Here is a 23,337-nt window from a genome sequence, read left to right on the forward strand (position 1 = left end):
GCGCCGGTCGCCAGGGAGGCGCCGGCGGGAGGTTGGGTGTTCTGGGGCAGGATGTGCACGAACACTTCGCCGTCGCGCATCATGCCCAGTTCTCCGCGCGCCCGTTCTTCGATGGCGCCGGAGCCGCCTTCAAGATCCCGCACTTCGGCTTCGAGCGCGGCGTTGCGCGCGCGCAGGCCTTCGTTGGTCTCGCGCTGCTCCGCCACCTGGCGTTGCAGATCCCAGACCTTGAACCACCCGCCCTTACCCAGCCACAGCGGGTATTGGATCAGGCCTAGCAGCACGAACAGCACCAGGAACAACAGGCGCATACGCGGGAACCCTCAGCAGTCGTGGCGTGGATGCGGCCCCGGCGTCATGCCGCGGCCGCGCTTCTCATCAACGCAGGTTGTAAAAAGCTTCCAGGCCGGGGTACGACGCCACTTCAGCCAGTTCCTCTTCGATACGCAGGAGCTGGTTGTACTTGGACATGCGATCCGAACGCGACAGCGAACCGGTCTTGATCTGCATGGCGTTGGTTGCCACGGCGATGTCGGCGATGGTCGAGTCTTCGGTTTCGCCCGAACGGTGCGACACGACGGCGGTGTAGCCGGCGCGCTTGGCCATTTCGATGGCGGCGAACGTTTCCGTCAGGGTGCCGATCTGGTTGATCTTGATGAGGATCGAGTTGGCGACGCCCTTCTGGATGCCTTCGCGCAGGATCTTGGTGTTGGTGACGAACAGGTCGTCGCCCACCAGCTGCACCTTCTTGCCCAACTGGTCGGTCAGGAGCTTCCAGCCTTCCCAGTCGTTCTCGGCCATGCCGTCTTCGATCGAGATGATCGGGTACTTGTCGCACCAGGTGGCCAGCAGGTTGGTGAATTCCTGCGAGGACAGCGAGATGCCGCCTTCGCCGGCCAGCGTGTACTTGCCGTCGCGGTAGAACTCGGAGCTGGCGCAGTCCAGGCCCAGGGCGATCTGCGTGCCCGGCTCGTAGCCGGCTTCGGTGATGGCCTTGAGGATGAGCTGGATGGCTGCTTCATGGCTGGGCACGTTGGGCGCGAAACCGCCTTCGTCGCCCACGGCGGTGGACATGCCTTGGCCGTGGATCAGCTTCTTGAGCATGTGGAAGACTTCAGCGCCCCAGCGCAGGGCTTCGCGGAAGCTGCCCGCGCCGACCGGCAGAATCATCAGTTCCTGCAGGTCGAGCGTGTTGTTGGCGTGCGCGCCGCCGTTGATGACGTTCATCATCGGGACGGGCATGCTCATGGGGCCGCTGCCGCCGAAATAGCGATACAGGGACAGGCCCGATTCGTCGGCGGCGGCGCGGGCCACGGCCATGCTGGCCGCCAGGATCGCGTTGGCGCCCAGGCGCTCCTTGGACTCGGTGCCGTCCAGCTCGATCAGGGTGCGATCGACGAACGTCTGTTCCTGGGCGTCCAGGCCCATCAGGGCCTCGGAGATTTCCGTATTCAGGTTTTCAACGGCGCGCAGCACGCCCTTGCCCAGATAACGGCTCTTGTCGCCGTCGCGCAGCTCGATGGCTTCGCGGGCGCCGGTGGATGCGCCCGACGGCACGGCCGCGCGGCCCATGGCGCCGGATTCCAGCAGCACATCGCATTCCACGGTGGGGTTGCCGCGCGAATCCAGAATCTCGCGGCCGATGATGTCGACGATTGCACTCATGACTTTACATTCCCTGAACGATAAACATATTCATGACGGCCGCGCCTTCGCGGGCATTGCGGGCGCGGCGGTACTGCCAGGAGTCGTAGAAGGCCTGGGCCGCGGCCATGGACGGAAACTCCATGACGACGGTGCGGCCGGGCTCACGCCCCTCGAGGTGCCGGGATTCGCCGCCGCGCACCAGGATCTTCGCATCGTACGCGCGCATCGCGAGCGTGGACAGACGCTTGTAATCCTCGTACTGCGCGGGCTTGGTGACTGTGACGTCGGCGATCAGATAGGCACTCATGGGGTTCCTTCAGAGCAGTTGCGTTAGTTTCGGTCTGACGCCGGATACGGCGCCGCCGCCAGTGTCGCGCAAGGCGGACGGGCGACGCATATCCGATGCTAATCGGTTGTATCCGAAAGAAGCGCCGCCGTATAGGGCGGCGCTGGGGAAACGGCCCGCGGCCCCGAAGATCCGCTTACGGAACTCGAGACCGCGGACGCGCATCAGGCCTCCTGGCCGCGGCGAGCCTTCTGCTCGATGGCGGCGCGGATGTAGCTGGAGAACAGCGGGTGGCCGTCGCGCGGGGTGGACGTGAACTCCGGGTGGAACTGCACACCCACGAACCACGGGTGGTCGGGCAATTCCATCATTTCCGGGAGGTTTTCGGTCGGGGTACGGGCGCTGATCACCATGCCGGCCTCTTCCAGGCGCGGCACGTAGACGTTGTTGACCTCGTAGCGGTGACGGTGACGCTCGTTCACCTCGTCGCCGTAGATGGACTGGGCGCGGGTGCCCGACTTGATCGGCACGCGCTGTGCGCCCTTGCGCATGGTCCCGCCCAGGTCGGACGAGTTGTCGCGCTTTTCGACCTTGCCTTCGCGGTCCATCCATTCGGTGATGAGGGCGACCACGGGGTGCGGCGCGGAAGGATCGAATTCCGTGCTGTTGGCGCCGCCCAGCCCGGCGACGTGGCGCGCGAACTCGATGACGGCCAGTTGCATGCCCAGGCAGATGCCCAGGTAGGGCACGCCATTTTCGCGGGCATAGCGGATGGCGGCGATCTTGCCCTCGGTGCCGCGCTTGCCGAAGCCGCCCGGGACCAGGATGGCATCCAGGTGCTTGAGCTGGTCGGTGCCGCGGGTTTCGATGTCTTCCGAGTCGATGTATTCGATGTTGATCTTCGAGCGCGTGTGGATGCCGGCGTGGACCAGGGCTTCCGTCAGCGACTTGTACGACTCGGTCAGGTCGACGTACTTGCCGACCATGCCGATGGTGAGTTCGTGCTCGGGGTGTTCCAGCGCTTCGACCAGGTTGTCCCACATGGACAGGTCGGCCGGCGGCGGCGTCAGGCCCAGGGCCTCGCAGACGATGTTGTCCACGCCCTGCTTGTGCAGCATGGCCGGGATCTTGTAGATCGAGTCGGCGTCCCAGACGGAAATGACCGCGTCCAGGGGCACGTTGGAGAACATCGAGATCTTGGCGCGCTCGTCGTCGGGAATACGGCGGTCGGCGCGGCACAGCAGCGCGTTCGGGTAGATGCCGATTTCGCGCAGCTTCTGCACCGAGTGCTGGGTGGGCTTGGTCTTCAGTTCGCCGGCGGAGGCGATGAAGGGCACCAGCGTCAGGTGGACGAAGGCCGCGTTGTTGCGGCCCATGCGCAGGCTCATCTGGCGGGCGGCTTCCAGGAACGGCAGGGACTCGATGTCGCCCACCGTGCCGCCGATTTCGACGATGGCGACGTCGGTGTTGCCATTCCAGCCGGCTTCAGCGCCACGGGCGATGAAGTCCTGGATTTCATTCGTGATGTGCGGAATGACCTGGACGGTCTTGCCCAGGTAGTCGCCACGGCGCTCCTTGCGCAGCACGGATTCGTAAATCTGGCCCGTGGTGAAGTTGTTCACCTTGTGCATGCGGGCGGAGATGAAACGCTCGTAGTGGCCCAGGTCCAGGTCGGTTTCGGCGCCGTCTTCAGTGACGAACACTTCACCGTGCTGGAAGGGGCTCATCGTGCCCGGATCGACGTTGATGTAGGGGTCGAGCTTCAGCATGGTTACCTGCAAACCACGCGACTCAAGGATGGCGGCAAGCGACGCAGCGGCGATGCCCTTGCCCAGGGAAGACACCACACCGCCGGTGACAAATACGTATTTGGTCATCGTAATGAGCACCCGGGACGAGCGGGCGCGTGCGGGAAATTTGGATTATAGCCGGGTGGCGCGACTTATTTGGGTTTTCCCCTAGCGCCGCTCACGTAACATTTGGCTGCACTCGGCATGAAGCCGCTGCGAAGCGCGCGGCGCCGTCGTGCTATGTTCGATCCCTATTTTTTAACCGCTGTTTTTCTACAGCCCCCCTTGTCCTCTGCAAGACGCCGATGACCACCCCTTCCCAACCCGCCTACTCCCTTGCCTGGCGCCTTGCCGTCGCTGCAGTCCTGCTGCGCCTGGCCTATACCGCGCTCGTTCAGGCCTATTCCCTGATGGGCCCTTCGCCCTACCTGGACCAGGTCCGGGAGAGCTTCACGCAGCCGCCGGTGCTGGCGCCGCTGCTGTCCAACGTGGTGTCCACCCTCCTCATCGTCGGACTCGCCGCCTGGGGCGCGACGCGCCAGTGGCTGGCGCGGCATGACACATCCACCGTCGACCAGCCTGGCCGGCTGCTGGCCACGTTCCTCGCGTTGCAGGCGCTTTATACGCTCTGCCTGACGAGCGGCATGGGCATCGCGCAGAATGCGCTGCTGGGCAACCTGATCAAGAGCGGCTCGCTGCTCGAGGAATGGTTCGGCCTGGGCATCGCCGGGCGGTTCCTCGCCATGAATCTGCTGATCCGGGCAATCACCATCCCGCTGGAAATCATCGGCATCTGCCTGGCGCTGCGCATCGCGGCCTGGACGGCCGCGCCCGCCGGCCCCTCAGGCAGCCCGGCCCTGACGCGGCGGCACGTGGCGTGGATCTGCGGCCTGACCGTCCTGGCCTGGCAGACGAGCGTCTCGATCATGCTGGGCGGCTATCTGCAGATGCAGACGCTGGAAGCGGGCTGGGCGGAATACGCGCTGGGGTACTGGATGCTGCCCATCGCCCTGCTCGCGCTGTCCTCGCTGGTCAGCCTGAACGTCCTGCCCCGCCGCCTGGAGCGCCCGGGCCTGGGACGCGCCGTGGCGCTCGGCAGCCTGGCGTTCTGGTTCGCCCAGGCGGTGGGCATCGGACTGGGCCTGGTGGTGCTGACTTCCATGACCTGGGAGCAGCTTGCCTGGGCCAGCCAATCCCAGGCGGCAGCCGGCCTGGCCCTGCTGGCCTATGGCGCGCTGCTGGCGCTGGGCTGCCGCATCGGCTCGCGCGTGCTGTACCGCGAGCGCGCCGCCTAGCCTCGGGCGTACGCCGCAAACAAAAAAGCCGCGGGCATGGCCCGCGGCTTTTTACATTGCGCCGGCGGTTTCACGCCAGCACCGCGATCGGCCTCAGATGGCCGCGCAGCGCAGCGTCAGCCAGGCCAGGGCCTCACCGTCGACCAGCGGCGACAGGCGTTCGAACACCGTCTTGTGATAGTCGTTCAGCCAGTCGATCTCGTCCTCGCGCATCAGCGAGGGTTCGATGCAACGCGTGTCGATCGGACACATCGTCAGGGTTTCGAAGCACAGGAATTCGCCCAGCTCGGAAGTCAACCAGCTGCGGTTGGCCACCAGGTTCTCGATGCGCACGCCCCAGCGGCCCGGGCGGTAGATGCCGGGTTCGTTCGACGTGATCATCCCCGGTTCCATGGCCGTGTGCGGACCCGGCATTGCGCGGTACGAAATGACCTGCGGACCTTCGTGCACGTTCAGGAAGTAGCCCACGCCATGGCCGGTGCCGTGGCCGTATTCCGCGCCGCCCGCCCAGATGGGCGCGCGCGCGATGGCGTCCAGCATCGGGGACGGCGTGCCGCGCGGGAACGAGGCGATCGACAGCGCGATCATGCCCTTGAGCACCAGCGTGAAGTCGACCTTCTGGTCCGCGCTGGGCGTGCCCACCGCGACCACGCGGGTGATGTCAGTGGTGCCGCCCAGGTATTGGCCGCCCGAGTCGATCAGCAGCAGGCCATCGCCTTCGATGGTGGCATGCGATTCCGCGGTGGCGCGGTAGTGCGGCATGGCGCCGTTGGCGTTGAAGCCGGCGATCGTGGCGAAGCTGGGGCAGACATACGCGGGCCGGCGCGCGCGGGCGGCCGTGATCTGCTCGTCGATCGTCAGCTCGGTGATGGTTTCCTTGCCCAGCGCGCCTTCGAACCAGGCGAAGAACTCGCAGAGCGCCGCGCCGTCCTGCGCCATGGCCTGGCGCACGTTGGCCAGTTCAGCGTCGGTCTTGCGGGACTTCAGGAGCGTCGACGGATTGATGGCCTCGACGCGCGGCACCGCGGGATCCATGGCATGGAACACGCCGCAGGTCACGCGGGCCGGATCGATCAGGAGCTTCTGGTCTAGTTCCAGCGAAGCCAGGGCGTCCGCGGCCTGAACGTAGTCGGCCACTTCCACCCCGTCGGCGGACAGGATGGCGCGCAGGGCGTCATCCACTTTGCCGTCCGCCACGAACAGCGTGGCGTGGTCCTGGCCGATCAGCGCGTGTCCGACGAACACGGGGTTGTAGTCCACATCCGCGCCACGCAGGTTGAACAGCCAGGCAATGTCGTCCAGCGTGGAGATGAAATGCACGTCGGCGCCGTGCGCGCGCATGGCCTGGCGCACCTGGGCCAGCTTGTCGGCGCGCGACACGCAGGCCTCGGGCGCCACGTGCTCGTAGATCCTGGCGTCCGGCAGGCCGGCGCGATCCGGCCAGACCTCGTCCAGCAGGTCCTCGCGGATTTCCAGCACGGCGCCGGAAGCGGCCGCCGCGGCGGACAAGGCGCGGAAAGCGCCCAGGCCCAGCACCTGACCATCCACGCCGATGACGTCGCCCGCCTTCGTGTTGGCGGCCAGCCAATCGACGTGGCCGGGCGTCGTGGCCAGCGCGATCTTCATCAACTGCACGCCGGTGCCGGCCAATTGCGCTTCGGCCTGCACCCAATAGCGGCTGTCGACCCACAGGCCGGCGAAGCCGGGCGTGACGACCAGCGTGCCCACCGACCCCGTGAAACCCGACAGCCAGCGCCGCCCCTGCCACCGGGCCGGCAGGTATTCGGACAGATGCGGGTCCGAGGAGGGAACGACATAGGCGGACAGGCCGCGGCGGCTCATGGCCTGCCGCAACTGGGCGATACGGGCGTCGGTGCTAGACATGGGGGAAGGGATCCTTAGCGCAACATGAAAGACATGGCGGCCAGGCTGTTCAGCGTGCGGACGGCCGACTGCATGCTATCCGTGGTGAATCGCAAGGTGACGCCGTCCACGCGTTCCAGCGTGGGCCACATGCAGAACAGGTCGGCCAGCGCCGCGCTCTGCGTCTGCAACCGGCATTCTATAGGGGCGGGAATGCGGAAAGGAACCGCTTTCCCCTCTCCGCCACGCTTGAATTTGCGCACGGCGCTTTCGGCCGCGGCGGCGATCGCGCGGCGCGAGGCCGCGGGCGACAGCGTGACGCCGCTGCCCTGGCCGTGCGCCACCTTGGTCTGGACCCATTCCGCGCCAGGGAAGGTCTCGCGGGTTTCGTCGATGAACACGTCGTCGCCGGTGCCCAGGATGACGGGCACGCCCATCTCGCCGGCCAGCGCGCCGTACAGCCCGGCTTCGCCCAGCTCCATGCCGTTGATGACGACACGCGCGAACGCGAAGCTGTTGATAGTGTGGGCCAGGATGCCGCGGCCCTGCGAACGCGAGTGGTAGCCGATCATGAAGACGGCGTCGCAGCCCTCTTCCAGCCCGCCCATCATGCCCAGGTAGCGGGGCTTGCCCAGCACCAGGCGCGCGCGTTCGTCCAGGCCGTCGGGCAGCAGGTTGCGAAACCCGCCGTGCGAATCGTTGACCAGGATCTCTTCGGCGCCGCCGGCGATCGCGCCCTGCACGGCGGCGTTGGCCTCGGCGGTCATCCAGGCGCGGGCGCGCTCGTATTCGCCATTGCCGGCGCGGACCTGTTCGGCGTGGAAGACGCCGGCGACGCCTTCGATATCGGTGGAAATGAGGATCTTCATGGAATGCGCCTTCGAAATGTTCAGAACTCGGTATCGGACAGCCACTGGCGCCATTCGGGCGCGGCCTGGCGGATGGAATCGCGGTGGTGGCCGTCGCGGCCGGTCACGCCCTCGGCGTGCCACAACGCGGAAATGATGGCCTGCTCGCAGGCTTCCGCGGCGGCCTCGAACAGGGGATCGATGCGGGCCTCGTGCAGCATCGCAATGGCGGGCATGGCCGATTCGGCCAGCTGCGGAATCGTGTAGGCGGTCGAGAAGGCCAACGCAATGTCGCCGCTGCCGTGGCCGAACACCGAACCGGTGCGCGCCAGGCCGGCGCCCGCGCGCAGCGACAGGCGCCGCAGCTGGCGCGAATCCAGCGGCGCGTCGGTGGCCAGCAGCAGGATGATGGAACCCTTCTCCGGCACGATCGCCGCGTTCTCGCCCTGCTGCGCCAGGCCCCGGTCCAGCCATTCGGCCAGGCGGCGGCCGAATGGCCGGCCCGCGACGGTCAGGTTGGGCAGGCGGCCGAAGTTGGCCAGCACCAGCGCCCCGACCATGTACGGCTGCCCGGGCTGGACCTGCGCCACCCGCGACGCCGAGCCGATGCCGCCCTTGAACGAAAAGCACGACATGCCGCGGCCGGCGCCGACGGCGCCCTGCGCGAACGGCTTGTCGGCCGCGGCAAGCGCGGCGGCGTAATGCGACTCCTGGACCGCAAGCGCCTGGATGTCGTTCAGATAGCCGTCGTTGCACTCGAAGACCAGCGGATTGACGGTAGCCATGCCGCGGCCGATACCCGGATTGGCCGCGACCGCGGCGCGGATCTGGGCGTTGGCCACCGTGCCCACGCCAAACGTGTTGGTAAGTCCAATGGGCGTTTCCAGCACGCCCAGTTCCTGCACCTGGACCAGCCCGGTGCTCTTGCCAAAGCCGTTCAGCACGGTAGCCGCGGCCGGCGTCTTGTCCAGATAGGGATCGCCGCCATGCGGCCGCACGACGGTCACGCCGGTCTGCAGCGGGCCGTCGGCCAGCGTGCAGTGGCCGACGGTGATGTCGCCCACGTCGCAGATCGAGTCCAGCGGCCCCGAGGGCAGTACGCCGATACGGGGGATGTCCAGCGCTTGTTTGTCCATGTTCATCTACGTGTCGCCACGTTCCAGAATGCAAAACGCCGCCACCCTGGGTCCGGGACACGCGCAGTCAAGCACGTGGCGGACGGAGGCGGCGGCGGAATAATCGCCCTCCACGCCGGTCCTCGCGAGAGGCCCGGCGGCAGGTTTACTTGCGGTCGATCTTCGGATCGAGCGCGTCGCGCAGGCCGTCGCCCAGCAGGTTGAACGCCAGCACCGTCAGGAAGATCGCCAGCGCCGGGAAGATCGCGACGTGCGGAGCGATGACCATGTCGGCGCGCGCTTCGTTCAGCATCGCGCCCCACTCGGGCGTGGGAGGCGATGCGCCCATGCCCAGGAACGACAGGCTGGCCGCGGTGATGATCGACGTGCCGATCCGCATCGTGCCGTACACCACGATGGGCGAGATCGTGCCGGGCAGGATGTGGCGCATGATGATGGTCCAGTCGGACGCGCCCACGCTCTTGACCGCTTCGACGTACGTCATCTGCTTGATCGACAGCGTGTTGCCGCGCACCAGGCGGGCAAACGCCGGCACGCTGAACACGGCCACGGCCACGATCACGTTGACCATGCTGGAACCCAGGATGGCGACCACCCCGATGGCCAGCAGCATGCCGGGGAACGCCAGCAGCACGTCGGAGATGCGCATCGTGATGCGTTCCCACCAGCCCTCGTAATAGCCCGCCATCAGGCCCATGAAGGTGCCGACGATGGCGCCCATGGCGACTGACAGGAAACCGGCGGCCAGCGAGATGCGCGCACCCATGACGATGCGGCTGAAGATGTCTCGGCCCAGCGAATCCACGCCCAGCCAGTGGGTCAAGGACGGGCCGGCGTTCAGCGCGTCGTAGTCGAAGAAGTTCTCCGGGTCGAACGGCACGATCCACGGCGCGAAAGCCGCGACGACGACCAGCAGCAGGACGAAGACGCCGGCGCCCACGGCCAGCTTCTGCTTCTTGAATTTGCGCCAGAACTCGGTGGCGGGCGTGCGCACGTCGTTCTTGGGAGCGGCGGCGATGGTCGCGGCGGGTGTCGTATTGCTCATGGCCGCCTCACTTGTAACGGATGCTGGGATTGATGACGCCATAGAGCACGTCGACAATCAGGTTGATCAGGATGAATTCCAGCGAAAACAGCAGCACGAGGCCCTGGATCACCGGATAGTCGCGCTGGGTCACGGCGTCCACCAGCAGGCGGCCAAGGCCGGGCCAGTTGAACACGGTCTCGACCACGATGGAGCCGCCCAGCAGGAAGCCGAACTGCAGGCCCATCATGGTCACGACGGGGATCAGCGCATTGCGCAATGCGTGCTTGATCACGACGCGGCGCTCGGTCAGGCCCTTGGCGCGCGCCGTGCGCACGAAGTCTTCCTGGATGACTTCCACGAAGGACGCCCGGGTAAAGCGCGCCATGACGGCGGCCACCGCGGCGCCCAGTGTGATGGACGGCAGAATGTAGTGTTGCCAGGTCGAGGCGCCCACGGTCGGAAGCCAACCCAGGTTCACGGAGAACACCTGCATCAGCATCATCCCCAGCGCGAACGCGGGGAAGGAAATTCCGGACACCGCCAGCGTCATGCCAAGCCGGTCAGGCCAGCGATTGCGCCAGACGGCGGACACGATCCCGATGATCATGCCGAACGAGACGGACCAGACCATGCTCGCAAGCGTCAGCCACAAGGTGGGCATGAAGCGGTCGGCGATTTCGGTCGAGACGGGGCGCTTGGTGCGCAGCGAGGTCCCGAGGTCGCCTTGCAGCATGTGGCTGAAATAGCGCACGAACTGCTGCGGCAGGGGCAGATCCAGCCCAAGTTCCTTGCGCACGAGCTCTACGGTCTGCTGGTCGGCCTCCTGGCCCGCGGCCAGTCGCGCCGGGTCGCCCGGAAGCATGTGCACAAACAGGAACACGACCACCGCTACCAGCAGCAGCGTGGGGATCATGCCCAAAAGACGTTTGACGATGTAGGTCAGCATTGAAATTCCTGCAACATCGGCGGGGACACCGCGCCCCCGCCGTATGTGGCCTTACAAGGGCCCGTGGGCCCCGAGAGTTACTGCTTGGTTTACTGCTTCAGGTCGATGTCGCCGAACCAGAACGAGGTGTCCGGCTCCACGTACACGCCCGACAGGTTCTTCGACTTGACGTACAGGTTGTTCTGGGTCACCAGGAAGGCCCACGGGGCGTCCTTCCAGATGGTTTCCTGAACGTTCTTGTAGATCTCGGTCTTCTTGGCGCGATCGGTGGTGGCCAGGGCTTCCTGGATGCCAGCGTCAACCGACTTGTTCGAGTAGTACGACACGTTGTTCAGCACCGGCGGGAAAGCGGCGGTGGTCAGCAACGGGCGCAGGCCCCAGTCGGCTTCGCCGGTCGACGAGGACCAGCCGGCGTAGTACATGCGGACCTTGGCGTCCTCGGGCTTCTGCACCTGCTGGACGCGCTGGACGCGCTGGCCCGATTCCAGGACTTCAACCGACACCTTGATGCCGACCTGGGCGAGCTGCTGCTGCAGGAACTGAACCACCTTCACCGAGGTGCCGTCGTTGTAGGCGGACCAGAGCTGGCTTTCGAAGCCGTTGGGGTAGCCGGCTTCGGCCAGCAGGGCCTTGGCCTTCTTGATGTCGTACGGCCATGCGCCGATCTTGTGCGCGTAGTCCACGCCTTGCGGCACGACGCCGTCGACGACGGTGGCGTAGCCCGAGAACGCGACCTTGGCCAGGGCGTCCTTGTTGATGGCGTAGTTGATGGCTTCACGCACCTTGACGTTGTCGAACGGCTTTTGCTGCGTGTTCATCGACAGGTAGCGGGCCATGATCGAGTTCTGGTGATCGACCACGTCCAGCTTGTCGTTCTTCTTCAGCACGGCGGCCTGCTCGAACGGCACCGGGAAGGCGAAATGCGCTTCGCCCGTCTGCACCACGGCGGCGCGGGTGTTGTTGTCGGTCACGGTGCGGAAGGTCAGCGTGTCGACCTTCGGGTAGCCCTTCTTCCAGTAGCCGTCGAACTTCTTGACCTTCAGGTATTCGGCCGGCTTCCATTCGACGAATTCGAAGGGACCGGTGCCGACCGGGTGGAAGCCGATCTCCTTGCCGTACTTGGCCAGCGCGGCGGGCGAGATCATCATGGCGGCCGGGTGGGCCAGCGCGTTGATGAAAGCCGAGAACGGCTTCTTCAGCGTGATCTTGATGGTCATCGGGTCAACCACTTCGGTCTTGTCGATGACGCTGAACTGGATGTAGCGCGACAGGCGGTTTTCCGGGTTGGCCGGACGATCGAAGTTGATCTTGACCGCTTCGGCGTTGAAGTCGGTGCCGTCGTGGAACTTCACGCCGGGACGCAGCTTGAACGTGTAGACCAGGCCGTCTTCGCTGACGGTGTAGTCCGTCGCCAGGACCTTCTGGACCTTCAGGTCCTTGTCGAATTCGAACAGGCCTTCGTAGTAGGCCTTGCCGGCCGCCTGGTTCAGCGTGCTGTTGGTGTTGTAGGGATCGAGCGTTTCCAGCGCGATCGAGACGGCGAACGTCACGTCCTTGGCAGCGTGGGCCAACGGCGCGGTGAGCACGCCGAAGGCCACCGCGGCGGCGGCCATCAGTTTGGTGGGGCGCAGAACTTTCATCATTGCAACTCCTGGTTCCAAAAAAAGGTCAACTACTGACTCAATACGCGCCGCCGACAGGGTGGCGGGCTACAAAATGATCCGTACCGACCTGAACCAGGGGTTGCACCACCGGTTCGTCATTCAGTTTGCGGATCGGGCTGGGGATTTCATCGGACAGCAAGGTGCGCTTCATGTGGCGGCGCGCCGGATCGGCGATCGGCACGGCCGACATCAGCTTCTTGGTGTACGGGTGCTGCGGGTTCTCGAAAATCGCGCGGCGCGGGCCGATCTCGACGATCTGGCCCAGGTACATCACCGCCACGCGGTGGCTGACGCGTTCGACCACGGCCATGTCGTGCGAGATGAACAGGAACGAAATGCCCATGTCGCGCTGCAGATCGATCAGCAGGTTCACGATCTGCGCCTGGATCGACACGTCCAGCGCCGACACCGATTCGTCGGCGATCACGACCTTCGGGTTCAAGGCCAGGGCGCGCGCGATGCAGATGCGCTGGCGCTGGCCGCCCGAGAATTCATGCGGATAGCGCTGCGCCATTTCCGGCGGCATGCCCACGCGTTCCAGCAGTTCGGCCACGCGGCGCTCGGCATCCTTGCCCTTGGCCACGCCGTGCACCAGCAGCGGCTCCATGATGGAGAAGCCGACGGTCACGCGCGGATCCAGCGAGGCGAACGGATCCTGGAACACGAACTGGATGTCGCGGCGCAGGGACTGCAGCTCGGTGTTCTTCAGGCGCACGATGTCGCGGCCGCCGAAGCGGATCTCGCCGCCCTGGCTGTCCACCAGGCGCAAGAGCGAACGGCCGGTCGTGGACTTGCCGCAGCCGGACTCGCCGACCAGCGACAGGGTTTCGCCCGGGTATAGATCGAAGCTGACCTTTTCCACGGCATGCACGCGACGCTGCACGCGGCTCATGATGCCGCCGCGCAGATCGAAGCGCGTCACCAGGTTGCGCACGCTCAGGATGGGCTCGCGCTTGGCGGCGGGCACTTCCTGCGTGCTGGCGGCGCCGGGCTCGGCCACGGGCTGGGCTTGGCCTTCCACCTGCAGCAGCGGGAAGCGCGCGGGCAGGTCCGTGCCCTGCATGGCGCCCAGCTTCGGCACGGCGGACAGCAGCGCCTTGGTGTAGCTGTGCTGGGGCGCGGCGAACACGCGTTCGGACGGGCCTTCCTCGACTTTGTCGCCGCGGTACATGACCAGCACGCGGTCGGCCACTTCGGCCACCACACCCATGTCGTGGGTAATGAACACCACGCCCATGTGCATTTCTTCCTGGAGCTGGCGGATCAGCTGCAGGATCTGGGCCTGGATCGTGACATCCAGCGCGGTGGTCGGCTCGTCGGCGATCAGCAGGGCCGGCTTGCACGCCAGCGCCATGGCGATCATGACGCGCTGGCGCATGCCGCCCGACAGTTGATGGGGATAGCGGTCCAGCACCGACTTGGCTTCCGGGATCCGGACCTGCTCCAGCATGCGCAGCGCCTCGGCGCGCGCCGCCGCCGCGTCCATGCCCTGGTGTTCGCGGATCGATTCGGCGATCTGGTCGCCGGCCGTGAACACCGGGTTCAGGGAGGTCATGGGCTCCTGGAAGATCATGGCCATATCGGCGCCGCGCACGTTGCGCATGACGCGTTGGCTGGCATTGGCCAGATCGATCACGGAGCCGTTGCGCCGGCGCAGGGCCATGCTGCCCTGGGCGATGCGCCCGCCGCCGTGTTCCACCAGACGCATGAGCGCCAGCGACGTCACCGACTTGCCCGAACCCGATTCGCCCACGATGGCCAGGGTTTCGCCCCGGTCCACATGGAACGACAGATTGCGCACGGCTTCGACCGTGCGCTCCGAACCCACGAAGCGCACCGTCAGGTCGTCGACCTGGACCACGCGGTTATCCGGCAGCGCCAGGCTGTTTGCGCGATCAACCATCTTCATTGTTCCCCAATATCAATACAGAACCCGCCGCCGCTCATCGATAGATGGCGGTAACGGGCTTTTCGCCTACGCGGGCGTAACCCCGATACATGCCTTCCGTGTTGAACGGCAAGGCCACATTGCCCTGGGCGTCGACGGCCACCAGGCCGCCCTTGCCGCCGATGGTGGGCAGTTTTTCCATCACGACGCGGTCCGCGGCCGCTTCCAGCGACGCGCCGCAATATTCCATCTGGGCCGCCACGTCGTACGCGGCAACCATGCGGATGAACATCTCGCCCGTGCCCGTGGTGGACACGGCGCAGGTCTTGTTGCTGGCATAGGTGCCCGCGCCGATCAGCGGCGCGTCGCCGACGCGGCCGACCTGCTTGTTGGTGATGCCGCCAGTGGACGTGGCCGCGGCCAGATTGCCCTGGGCATCCACGGCCACCGCGCCCACGGTGCCGAACTTCTTGTCGGCGTCCAGCGGATCGGCGGGCGCGGGCTGGCCGCGCGCAACCATGGCCTGGCCGTCGTGATCCAGCACAGCGGCGTCCGGCGTCTCGCGCTGCACGCGCAGCAACTGCTCGCGGCGGGCGTCGGTCGAAAAATACGACGGGTCGACGAGTTCCACGCCTTCCTGGGTGGCAAACGCTTCGGCGCCCTCGCCCACGAAGAAAACGTGCTTGCTGTTTTCCATGACCTTGCGCGCGGCAAAGATGGGATTGCGCACGCGGTTCACGTTGGCGATGGCGCCCGAACGCAGCGTGGCGCCGTCCATGATGGCGGCGTCCAGCTCGTGCGTGCCGGCGCTGGTGAACACGGCGCCATGGCCGGCGTTGAACAGCGGACAGTCCTCGAGCAGGCGGACGGCTTCGGTGACGGCGTCCAGGGCGCTGCCGCCCTTGGCCAGCACGGCCTGGCCGGCGGTCAGGATGGACTCCAGGGCCGCAAGGTATTCCTGTTCTTTTTCGGGCGACATGGCCGCGCGGGACATCGCGCCGGCGCCACCGTGAATGGCGATCACGGGTTGAATCATCGTTTACCTACTCCATGGATGAGCCACGGCATCACGGACTGGGTCACCCCAGCGGCGGCCGCGACGGAATTCTTGGCCCGATAGGCCACCGCGGCGGACAGGGCTTCAATCAGCCCGAGCGCGGCGGTTTCGGAATTGGGAATGAGCTGGCGCGCGGAATACGCATACAGCACGACGGTTGCCGTGGGCGCCAGCGGAGACGTGGGCTTGTCGGTCAGCACCAGCACGGGCACGCCGGCCTGCTTGGCCGCGCCGGCCAGCGTCACGGTGTCGGCCAGGTAGCGCGGAAAGCCGATGGCGATCACCAGGTCATTGCTGGTCATGCGCGACATCTGGCGCGCCGCGTGCGACACGCCGCCGGGGCCGGCCAGCGATTCGACGGAATGCAGGTGCATGCACAGGCCGCGCTGCAGCAGCCCGGCCAGGAAACCGCTGGCGCCGAAGCCGATGATGAACACCCGGTCGGCGGCCAGGATGGCGTCGACCGCCTGTTCACAGGCGGCGGAATCCAGCGCCTGCAGGTTGCGCTGCGCGTTGCGGATGTCTTCTTCCAGCGTCGCCGCGAAGATCTGGACGGCGCTGGCCGAGTGGGCCAGTTCGGTGCGCAGCTTTTCCACGGGCTCCAGCGCGGCCTCGAAGCCGCGCGCCAGCTCGGCGCGGAATTGCGGGTAACCCGGCAGATCCAGGGCGCGCGCGAAGCGGTTGGCCGTGGCCACCGACACCCCCACCGCGACCGCGAACTCGTCGATGGTCATGGTGGCGACGCGGAATTGATGCGCCAGGACGTACTCGGCCATCTTGTGCTGGGTCCGGCTCAGCGCGGGCTGTGCCCGGGCGATCCGATCAGCGATCGTGAGTGCGGCCTTGTTCATCAACTTTGGGGGATTTCTTGGCGGGGTTTGTGTAAATCTGTTTACACACAAATTTTAGTTAAGAAAATAGATTTTCATACTAAGGGTATACCCGTGAATGGATGTAACAATAGCGCTCTAAAAACGGGGTCGGTTTGAGGTACGCTAGTTGCCCGCCTTTATTTCCCGCTATCTGGAATTGCCCGCATGCTGCCCTCCTGGACCTGCAAACCCCACGCCGACCTGACCCCCGCCGAGCTCTACGCCATCCTGCGGCTGCGCTCGGAAGTCTTTGTCGTGGAACAGAATTGCGTCTTCCTGGACATGGACGGCAAGGATCTGCAAGGGCAGACGGAGCACCTGATGGCGTGGCGCGATGGCGAGTTGCTGGCGTATTGCCGGCTGCTGGAGCCCGCCCTGAACGACGGCCGCGCCGTCATCGGCCGGGTGATCACCGCGCCCGCCGCCCGCGGCACGGGCCTGGGCCACGAACTGATGCGCCGCGCCAAGCAGGAAGCGCAGCGGCTCTGGCCGGACCAGCCGGTCTACCTGGGCGCGCAGGCCCGCCTGAAAAAGTACTACGGCGGCCACGGCTTCGTGCCGGTCACCGAGGAATACATGGAAGACGGCATTCCGCATGTGGGAATGCTGCTGCAGGAAGCCGTGTAGCGGCGCGCGCCAACGCATTCGCCCGGACAAAAAAAACGCCCCGCAAGGGGCGTTTTGGTCTGCGCGCGGCGAATCCTTACCGGACCGCCGAAACATCCAGCTTCGCGCCGGTCTTGGACTTGATCTCGTCCACCGTGACGCCGGGCGCCGTTTCCAGCAGCTTCAGGCCGTTTTCGGTGACTTCCATCACGCCCAGGTCGGTGATGATCAGGTCGACCACGCCGACGCCGGTCAGCGGCAGATTGCATTCGGGCAGCAGCTTGATGTCTTCCGTGCCGTCCTTCTTCTTGGCGACGTGCTCCATCAGCACGACCACGCGCCCGACGCCGGCCACCAGGTCCATCGCGCCGCCCATGCCCTTGACCATCTTGCCCGGGATCATCCAGTTGGCCAGGTCGCCCTTTTCGGAGACCTGCATCGCGCCCAGGATGGCCAGGTTGATCTTGCCGCCGCGGATCATCGCGAACGAGTCGGCCGACGAGAAGATCGAGGACCCGGGCAGGGTCGTGACCGTCTGCTTGCCGGCGTTGATGAGGTCGGCATCGACTTCGGCGTCGGTCGGGAACGGACCGATGCCCAGGAGGCCGTTTTCGGATTGCAGCCACACTTCCACGCCCTTGGGCACGTGGTTGGCGACCAGCGTGGGCAGGCCGATGCCCAGGTTCACATAAAAGCCGTCTTGCAGCTCGCGCGCCGCGCGCGCCGCCATTTCATCGCGGGACCATGCCATGTCGTCTTCTCCTTAGGCCGGGCGAGTGGTGCGTTGTTCGATGCGCTTTTCGGGGGTCGTGTTGAGCACGATCCGCTGCACATAGATGCCGGGCAGGTGGATCTGATCCGGGTCCAGGCTGCCGGTGTCGACGATTTCCTCGACCTCGACCACCGTGAACTTGCCCGCCATGGCGACGTTCGGATTGAAGTTGCGGGCGGTCTTGCGGAACACCAGGTTGCCGCTGCGGTCGGCGATGTGCGCCTTGACCAGCGACACGTCCGGCACGAGCGAGCGTTCCATCACGTACTGATGGCCGTCGAATTCGCGGATTTCCTTGCCTTCGGCCACGATGGTGCCCACGCCGGTGCGGGTGAAGAACGCCGGAATGCCGGCGCCGCCGGCGCGCAGCTTTTCGGCCAGCGTGCCCTGGGGCGTGAATTCAAGCTCGAGCTCGCCCGACAGGAACTGGCGTTCGAATTCCTTGTTCTCGCCCACATAGGACGCGATCATCTTGCGCACCTGGCGGGTATTGAGCAACTGGCCCAGGCCGAAACCATCGACGCCCGCATTGTTGCTGATGCAGGTGAGGTCCTTGACGCCCGAATCGCGCAACGCGGCGATCAGGGCCTCGGGAATACCGCAAAGGCCGAAACCGCCCACGGCGATCATCTGACCGTCCTTGACGATGCCTGCCAGCGCCTCCTGGGCGCTTGCATAAACCTTGTCCATCGCTCCAACTCCTAGTTAAGGTCTAACCAAAGAGAGCCCGCCCCGCCGCTTGCGCGTCGGGTCCCGCAAAGGGGTCGGTAAACCGGGGCAAGCCCTGTCTTTCCTTGGGGCGCGGCTGCCGGCGCCAGCTTCGCGGGCATCGCGGCAAGGCCCGATTTCCGTGGAGCGGCGGCGCCGAGGGTGGCGCGCCCTCATTGCTTTTCTGATTTTGCGCTAGATTTTACCGGCATGCCCCGCCAAAGCACGCCCTATTTTGGCTGGCTTGCCGCAGGCGGCCCGATGGCCGGTCATGCGGCCGGCGCGAACTGCGTGGCCATCTGCGCCAGGACCTCGGGTGGCCACGGCGCGGACGTATTGGCCACGTAGTCCATCCAGACTAGCACGTTGCGCCCGCGTGCATAGGGACCCGCGTCGTCGCCCACTTTTTCAAGCAGCAGCTCGAACTCGGCGCTGGAGCGGCCGATGCGCGTCACCTTGTGCGTGACGCGCACCGTGGCCGGATAGGTCAGCGGACGCAGGAAATCGCAGGATGCGTGCGCCAGGATGGCGCCGTTGTCGGCCGGCAGTTCAAAACCCGCGCGATACAGGATCTGCATGCGCGCCTCTTCCATGAGGCGGAAGTACAGCGTGTTGTTCAGATGGTTCAAGGCGTCTGAATCGCCCCAACGCAAGGGCAATTCCAGTTGATGGGTGTCGCCCACCGCAAGAAGCCGCGCAGACAGATTGTCCGGGTTCACCGATTACTCCTGAAGGCTGAAAGAAATGCGAAGGCATACTCGGCCTCCGCCTGCAATACAATCGCCGATAATACTTCCAGCCATATATGGAATACATACGGGGAGCTTTGCAAATGTCTGAACGCGAGTCGATGGAATATGACGTGGTCGTGGTTGGCGGTGGACCCGCCGGCCTGGCCACAGCAATCCGTCTGAAGCAGCTGGCCGCTGAAAAGAATCAAGAGATCGGCGTCTGCGTCCTTGAGAAGGGCGCGGAACTGGGCGCCCACATCCTGTCCGGCGCCGTCATGGACCCGCTGGCGCTGACCGAGCTCATCCCCGACTGGAAAGAGAAAGGCGCGCCGCTGAATGTGCCCGTCACCCAGGACAAGTTCCTGTTCCTGTCCGAAACCGGCGCGCGCGCCACGCCAAACTGGCTGCTGCCGCCGTGCTTCCACAACGAAGGCAACTACATCGTCCGCCTGGGCGACGTCGTCAAGTGGATGGGCGAACAGGCCGAGGCGCTGGGCGTGGACATCTTCCCCGGCTTTGCCGCCGTTGAAGTCCTGTACGACGAAAACGGCGCCGTGCGCGGCGTGGTCACGGGCGACATGGGCGTGGCCCGCGACGGCAGCCACACCGACCACTACCAGCCCGGCATGGAACTGCATGCCCGCTACACGGTGTTCGGCGAAGGCGCGCGCGGCCAGCTGGGCCGCCAGCTCATCGAACGCTACAAGCTGGACGACGGCCGCAATCCGCAGTCCTACGGCATCGGCATCAAGGAAATGTGGGAAGTCGATCCGGCCCAATCCAAGCCCGGCCTGGTGATCCACACCGCCGGCTGGCCGCTGGACGCCGACACCTACGGCGGTTCGTTCCTCTATCACCTGGACAACAACCTGGTGGCCGTCGGCATGATCGTCGGCCTGGACTACGCCAACCCCTGGCTGTCCCCCTTCGACGAGTTCCAGCGCTACAAGACGCACCCGGCCATCCGCGGCACCTTTGAAGGCGGCAAGCGCATCGCCTACGGCGCGCGCGCCATCACGGCGGGCGGCCTGCTGGCGCTGCCCAAGCTCACGTTCCCCGGCGGCGTGCTGGTCGGCTGCGAAGCCGGCTTCCTGAACGCCTCGCGCATCAAGGGCAGCCACGCCGCCATCAAGTCGGGCAAGCTGGCCGCCGAAGCCGCCTTCGACGCCCTGGCCGCCGACCGCCGCCAGGACGAGCTGACCGCCTACCCCAAGGCCTTCGAAGCGTCCTGGCTGCACGCCGAACTGAACAAGGCGCGCAACTTCAAGCAGTGGTTCAAGAAGGGCCGCACGATCGCCACGGTGATGACCGGCGTCGAGCAACTGCTGCTCAAGGGCAAGATGCCCTGGACCCTGCGCCACAACAAGCCCGACCACGCCTGTCTGCAGCCGGCGTCGGAATGCGCGCGCATCGATTACCCCAAGCCCGACGGCAAGCTCACCTTCGACAAGCTCAGTTCGGTATTCATTTCCAACACCAACCACGACGAGAACGAGCCCGTCCACCTGACCCTCAAGGACCCGTCCGTGCCGGTCAAGGTGAACCTGGCCAAGTACGGCGGCCCCGAATCGCGCTACTGCCCGGCGGGCGTGTACGAATTCGTCAAGGACGACCACGGCGAAGACCGCCTGCAGATCAATGCGCAGAACTGTGTGCATTGCAAGACCTGCGACATCAAGGATCCCACGCAGAACATCGTCTGGGTGGCCCCGCAGGGCGGCGAAGGCCCCGTCTACAGCGGCATGTAATCCCCCGGGCGCCAGCCGCCCGCCCAAAAGGCGCCCCGCGGGGCGCCTTTTTTTCCGACCACCAGGAGAGTGACACCATGAGCGAACGCGTACTTCTCATCGGCTGCGGGGACCTCGGCCAGCGCGTGGCGCGGCGCTTCCTGGCGCGCGGCGACGAGGTCCATGCCCTGCGCCGCCATCCTCCGGCCGGGGACGCCAGCGGCATCCGGTGGCTGCAGGCCGACATCACCCGCCCCGACACCTTGCGCGCCCTGCCGCAAGGCGTGACGCGGCTGATCCATCTGCCCTCGCCCGGTGGGCGCGACCCCGAGGCGTATCGCGGGGTCTTCGTCGACGGCCTGGCCAACGTGCTGACGGCGCTGGATGTTTCCAGGCTTGAACGGATCGTGTTTGTTTCCTCCAGCGCGGTGTATGGCGAACATCACGGCGACTGGGTGACCGAGGACACGCCGCCCGCGCCGCAAGGCTTCAATGGCCGCGTGCTGCTCGAGGCGGAGGCCGCGCTGGCGGCCCGGCCCGTCTCGTCGACGGCCCTGCGGCTTGCGGGCCTGTACGGCCCCGGGCGCATGCAGCTGATCGAACGCCTGCGCGGCGGCGCGGCCGGCGCCCCGGTCCAGCCCGAACACTGGGCCAACCGCATCCACATCGACGACGCCGCGGCAGCGGTAGTCCATCTTGCGCTGCTGCCCGACGTGGCGCCGGTGTACATCGGCTGCGACGACACGCCCCTGCCCCTGCATGTCCTGTATGCGGAGCTGGCCCGGATGATCGGCGCCCCCGAGCCGCGCATCGCGCCGGCGCCCGCCAACGTCGGCAGCAAGAAGCTCAGCAACGCCCGCCTGCGCGCCAGCGGATTGACGCTGCAATGGCCGGATTCGCGCCAGGGCTACGCCGCCCTGCTGGCCGACGGCGGCACAATGCAGGCATAGTTCGCCCCGCGTCGAATCGTTGCCTGCAAGGGGAGCGGATACTGGCGGCCGGATCCACTCCATGCCACCGCCATGCCGCCCGCCCATCCGCTGGAAGCCGTCACCCACCCCGCCCCCTATCCGTATTACGCCGCGCTGGCGCGCGACCGGCCGCTTTACCGGGACACGGCGCTGGGCCTGTGGGTGGCCGCGCATCCGGACGCCATCGGCGCCGTCATGCGCCATCCGGCCGCCCGCGTCCGCCCGGTGGCGGAACCAGTCCCGCGCGGCCTCGGTCCGGGACCGGCAGCGGACATGTTCGGACGCTTCGTGCGCATGAACGACAGCGCGCGGCATGACGGCCTGAAGGCCCTGCTTGCGGACTTCATCCGCGCGCAGGCCCTTGCGCCGCCCCCGCAGGCATGGCGCCAGCCCGCACCGCAAGACGCCGCCGCGCTCGACCGCTATCTCGCCGCCGCGCCCGTGCATGCGCAGGCCGCCTTCCTGGGGCTGCCGCCGGCCGTCCATGCCGAATGCGCGATGGATATCGGCGCCTTTCTCGCCGCCTTGCCGGCCGATGCAGCCGCGGACCGGATCGCCGCGGGGCATGCCGCGGCCGCGCGCCTTCAAGGCCGCCTGGCATCCCACCTGGCGGGGCCGGACGCTTCCCCGGCGCTGCGCGCGCTGAGCGCGCAGGCGGCCCGGTCCGGCATCGAGCCCGATCTGCTGGCGGCGAACCTGGCCGGCCTGCTCTTCCAGTCCTGCGAAGCCGGCGCCGGCCTGCTGGGCAATGCGCTCGTCATGGCCGGACGGCGCCGCACGCCGGCGACGCTCACGCTTGAAGAAGCCGGGACGCTGATCGACGACGTCGTGCGCCTGGATCCCCCCCTGCACAACACGCGGCGCTTCATGGCCCACACCGCCGACATCGGCGGACAGCGCATCGAGGCCGGCGAGCCCATCCTGCTGGTGCTTGCCGCTGCGGCGATGATCCAGCCGGACGCGGGCTGGACCTTCGGCGCGCACCGCCATGCCTGCCCGGGCGGCCTTCCTGCGCGCCGCCACGCGGCCGATGCGCTCGTCCACCTGCTGCGCGCGGGCGTGGACCCGGTCGCGCTGGCGGCGCGATTCCGCTACCGTCCGCTGCCCAACGCCCGCCTGCCCCGATTCGATTTACCCAAGGAAGACAACTGATGATTGCCGTGATATTCGAAGTCGAGCCCGCCCATGGCGACCCCGCTCCCTACCTGCACATCGCCGCCGGCCTGATCGACGAGCTGCGGACCATCGACGGGTTCATTTCCGTCGAGCGCTTCCAGAGCCTGTCCACGCCGGGCAAGCTGCTGTCGCTGTCGTTCTGGCGCGATGACGCCGCGGTCCAGCGGTGGAGGTCGCTGGAGTCTCACCGCCGCGCGCAGGAAGCCGGACGCGGCGGCGTCTTCCAGGGCTACCGCCTGCGCGTCGCGCAGGTGCTGCGCGACTACGGCATGAACGAACGCGAGCAGGCGCCCGCCGACAGCCGCGCCCATCACGGCTGACGGAGGC

22 protein-coding genes are annotated in these 23,337 nt (G+C 66.5%); 6 read left to right on the top strand and 16 right to left on the bottom strand.

Annotated features, from left to right (window positions below):
- From ftsB to ABE485_RS13915, 4 genes are all read right to left on the bottom strand, one after another.
- Window positions 1-311 (bottom strand): cell division protein FtsB (gene ftsB, locus ABE485_RS13900; RefSeq protein WP_346515874.1); only part of this gene is annotated, 311 nt, incomplete at its 3' end.
- A gap of 67 nt (window positions 312-378) precedes the next feature.
- Window positions 379-1,665 (bottom strand): phosphopyruvate hydratase, encoded by a 1,287-nt coding sequence (eno, locus tag ABE485_RS13905; protein WP_346515875.1) that lies wholly within the window; start codon window positions 1,663-1,665, stop codon window positions 379-381.
- A 4-nt stretch (window positions 1,666-1,669) separates the two neighbouring features.
- Window positions 1,670-1,954 (bottom strand): DUF1330 domain-containing protein, encoded by a 285-nt coding sequence (locus tag ABE485_RS13910; RefSeq protein WP_006389344.1) that lies wholly within the window; start codon window positions 1,952-1,954, stop codon window positions 1,670-1,672.
- 203 nt (window positions 1,955-2,157) lie between these two features.
- Window positions 2,158-3,810 (bottom strand): CTP synthase, encoded by a 1,653-nt coding sequence (locus ABE485_RS13915; protein ID WP_346515876.1) that lies wholly within the window; start codon window positions 3,808-3,810, stop codon window positions 2,158-2,160.
- A gap of 218 nt (window positions 3,811-4,028) precedes the next feature.
- Here ABE485_RS13915 and ABE485_RS13920 point away from each other — a divergent pair, with 218 nt between their 5' ends.
- Window positions 4,029-5,018 (top strand): hypothetical protein, encoded by a 990-nt coding sequence (locus tag ABE485_RS13920; protein ID WP_346515877.1) that lies wholly within the window; start codon window positions 4,029-4,031, stop codon window positions 5,016-5,018.
- Between the two features lie 93 nt (window positions 5,019-5,111).
- Here the strand turns inward: ABE485_RS13920 and ABE485_RS13925 are convergent, their stop codons facing one another.
- From ABE485_RS13925 to ABE485_RS13965, 9 genes are all read right to left on the bottom strand, one after another.
- On the bottom strand, window positions 5,112-6,902 hold the full coding sequence (locus ABE485_RS13925; protein WP_346515878.1) for an aminopeptidase P family protein: 1,791 nt from the start codon (window positions 6,900-6,902) through the stop codon (window positions 5,112-5,114).
- 14 nt (window positions 6,903-6,916) lie between these two features.
- Entirely contained in the window at window positions 6,917-7,750 is an 834-nt protein-coding gene (locus ABE485_RS13930) for a M55 family metallopeptidase (protein ID WP_346515879.1), read from the bottom strand.
- Between the two features lie 20 nt (window positions 7,751-7,770).
- Window positions 7,771-8,865 carry a P1 family peptidase gene (locus tag ABE485_RS13935; RefSeq protein ID WP_346515981.1) on the bottom strand — a complete coding sequence of 365 codons (1,095 nt, stop codon included), beginning with the start codon at window positions 8,863-8,865 and terminating at the stop codon, window positions 7,771-7,773.
- A gap of 145 nt (window positions 8,866-9,010) precedes the next feature.
- Window positions 9,011-9,910: a glutathione ABC transporter permease GsiD gene (gene gsiD / locus ABE485_RS13940; RefSeq protein ID WP_346515880.1), complete on the bottom strand. Its 900-nt coding sequence runs from the start codon at window positions 9,908-9,910 to the stop codon at window positions 9,011-9,013.
- Window positions 9,911-9,917: 7 nt separating this feature from the next.
- Window positions 9,918-10,838 (bottom strand): glutathione ABC transporter permease GsiC, encoded by a 921-nt coding sequence (gene gsiC / locus ABE485_RS13945; RefSeq protein WP_057284822.1) that lies wholly within the window; start codon window positions 10,836-10,838, stop codon window positions 9,918-9,920.
- An 89-nt stretch (window positions 10,839-10,927) separates the two neighbouring features.
- Window positions 10,928-12,481, bottom strand: coding sequence for a glutathione ABC transporter substrate-binding protein GsiB (gsiB, locus tag ABE485_RS13950; protein WP_346515881.1), 1,554 nt, complete (start codon window positions 12,479-12,481; stop codon window positions 10,928-10,930).
- A gap of 37 nt (window positions 12,482-12,518) precedes the next feature.
- Complete coding sequence (locus tag ABE485_RS13955; protein ID WP_346515882.1) at window positions 12,519-14,405, bottom strand: dipeptide ABC transporter ATP-binding protein; 1,887 nt, start codon at window positions 14,403-14,405, stop codon at window positions 12,519-12,521.
- Between the two features lie 40 nt (window positions 14,406-14,445).
- Entirely contained in the window at window positions 14,446-15,426 is a 981-nt protein-coding gene (locus ABE485_RS13960; protein WP_346515883.1) for an isoaspartyl peptidase/L-asparaginase family protein, read from the bottom strand.
- Window positions 15,423-16,298, bottom strand: a complete 876-nt coding sequence (locus tag ABE485_RS13965; protein ID WP_346515884.1) for a MurR/RpiR family transcriptional regulator — start codon at window positions 16,296-16,298, stop codon at window positions 15,423-15,425. The genes ABE485_RS13960 and ABE485_RS13965 overlap by 4 nt, the downstream gene beginning before the upstream one ends.
- A gap of 189 nt (window positions 16,299-16,487) precedes the next feature.
- On the opposite strand from ABE485_RS13965, the gene ABE485_RS13970 reads away from it, so the two are divergent.
- Window positions 16,488-16,946: a GNAT family N-acetyltransferase gene (locus ABE485_RS13970; RefSeq protein ID WP_346515982.1), complete on the top strand. Its 459-nt coding sequence runs from the start codon at window positions 16,488-16,490 to the stop codon at window positions 16,944-16,946.
- 76 nt (window positions 16,947-17,022) lie between these two features.
- On the opposite strand, the gene ABE485_RS13975 is transcribed toward ABE485_RS13970, so the two are convergent.
- From ABE485_RS13975 to ABE485_RS13985, 3 genes are all read right to left on the bottom strand, one after another.
- Window positions 17,023-17,676, bottom strand: coding sequence for a CoA transferase subunit B (locus ABE485_RS13975; protein WP_346515885.1), 654 nt, complete (start codon window positions 17,674-17,676; stop codon window positions 17,023-17,025).
- Between the two features lie 12 nt (window positions 17,677-17,688).
- Window positions 17,689-18,387 carry a CoA transferase subunit A gene (locus tag ABE485_RS13980; RefSeq protein WP_346515886.1) on the bottom strand — a complete coding sequence of 233 codons (699 nt, stop codon included), beginning with the start codon at window positions 18,385-18,387 and terminating at the stop codon, window positions 17,689-17,691.
- Window positions 18,388-18,674: 287 nt separating this feature from the next.
- On the bottom strand, window positions 18,675-19,124 hold the full coding sequence (locus ABE485_RS13985) for an acyl-CoA thioesterase (protein ID WP_346515887.1): 450 nt from the start codon (window positions 19,122-19,124) through the stop codon (window positions 18,675-18,677).
- A gap of 113 nt (window positions 19,125-19,237) precedes the next feature.
- Here ABE485_RS13985 and ABE485_RS13990 point away from each other — a divergent pair, with 113 nt between their 5' ends.
- From ABE485_RS13990 to ABE485_RS14005, 4 genes are all read left to right on the top strand, one after another.
- The gene (locus ABE485_RS13990; protein ID WP_346515888.1) at window positions 19,238-20,884 is read left to right on the top strand and encodes an electron transfer flavoprotein-ubiquinone oxidoreductase; all 1,647 of its coding nucleotides are present in this window, start codon (window positions 19,238-19,240) and stop codon (window positions 20,882-20,884) included.
- Window positions 20,885-20,961: 77 nt separating this feature from the next.
- The gene (locus ABE485_RS13995) at window positions 20,962-21,813 is read left to right on the top strand and encodes an NAD-dependent epimerase/dehydratase family protein (RefSeq protein ID WP_346515889.1); all 852 of its coding nucleotides are present in this window, start codon (window positions 20,962-20,964) and stop codon (window positions 21,811-21,813) included.
- Window positions 21,814-21,885: 72 nt separating this feature from the next.
- Complete coding sequence (locus tag ABE485_RS14000) at window positions 21,886-22,986, top strand: cytochrome (RefSeq protein WP_346515890.1); 1,101 nt, start codon at window positions 21,886-21,888, stop codon at window positions 22,984-22,986.
- Window positions 22,986-23,330 carry an antibiotic biosynthesis monooxygenase family protein gene (locus ABE485_RS14005; protein ID WP_346515891.1) on the top strand — a complete coding sequence of 115 codons (345 nt, stop codon included), beginning with the start codon at window positions 22,986-22,988 and terminating at the stop codon, window positions 23,328-23,330. The genes ABE485_RS14000 and ABE485_RS14005 overlap by 1 nt, the downstream gene beginning before the upstream one ends.
- Window positions 23,331-23,337: the final 7 nt, after the last annotated feature.

It is taken from the genome of Achromobacter spanius, assembly GCF_039673305.1.
In the GTDB taxonomy this organism is placed as follows: Bacteria; Pseudomonadota; Gammaproteobacteria; order Burkholderiales; family Burkholderiaceae_B; genus Achromobacter; species Achromobacter spanius_F.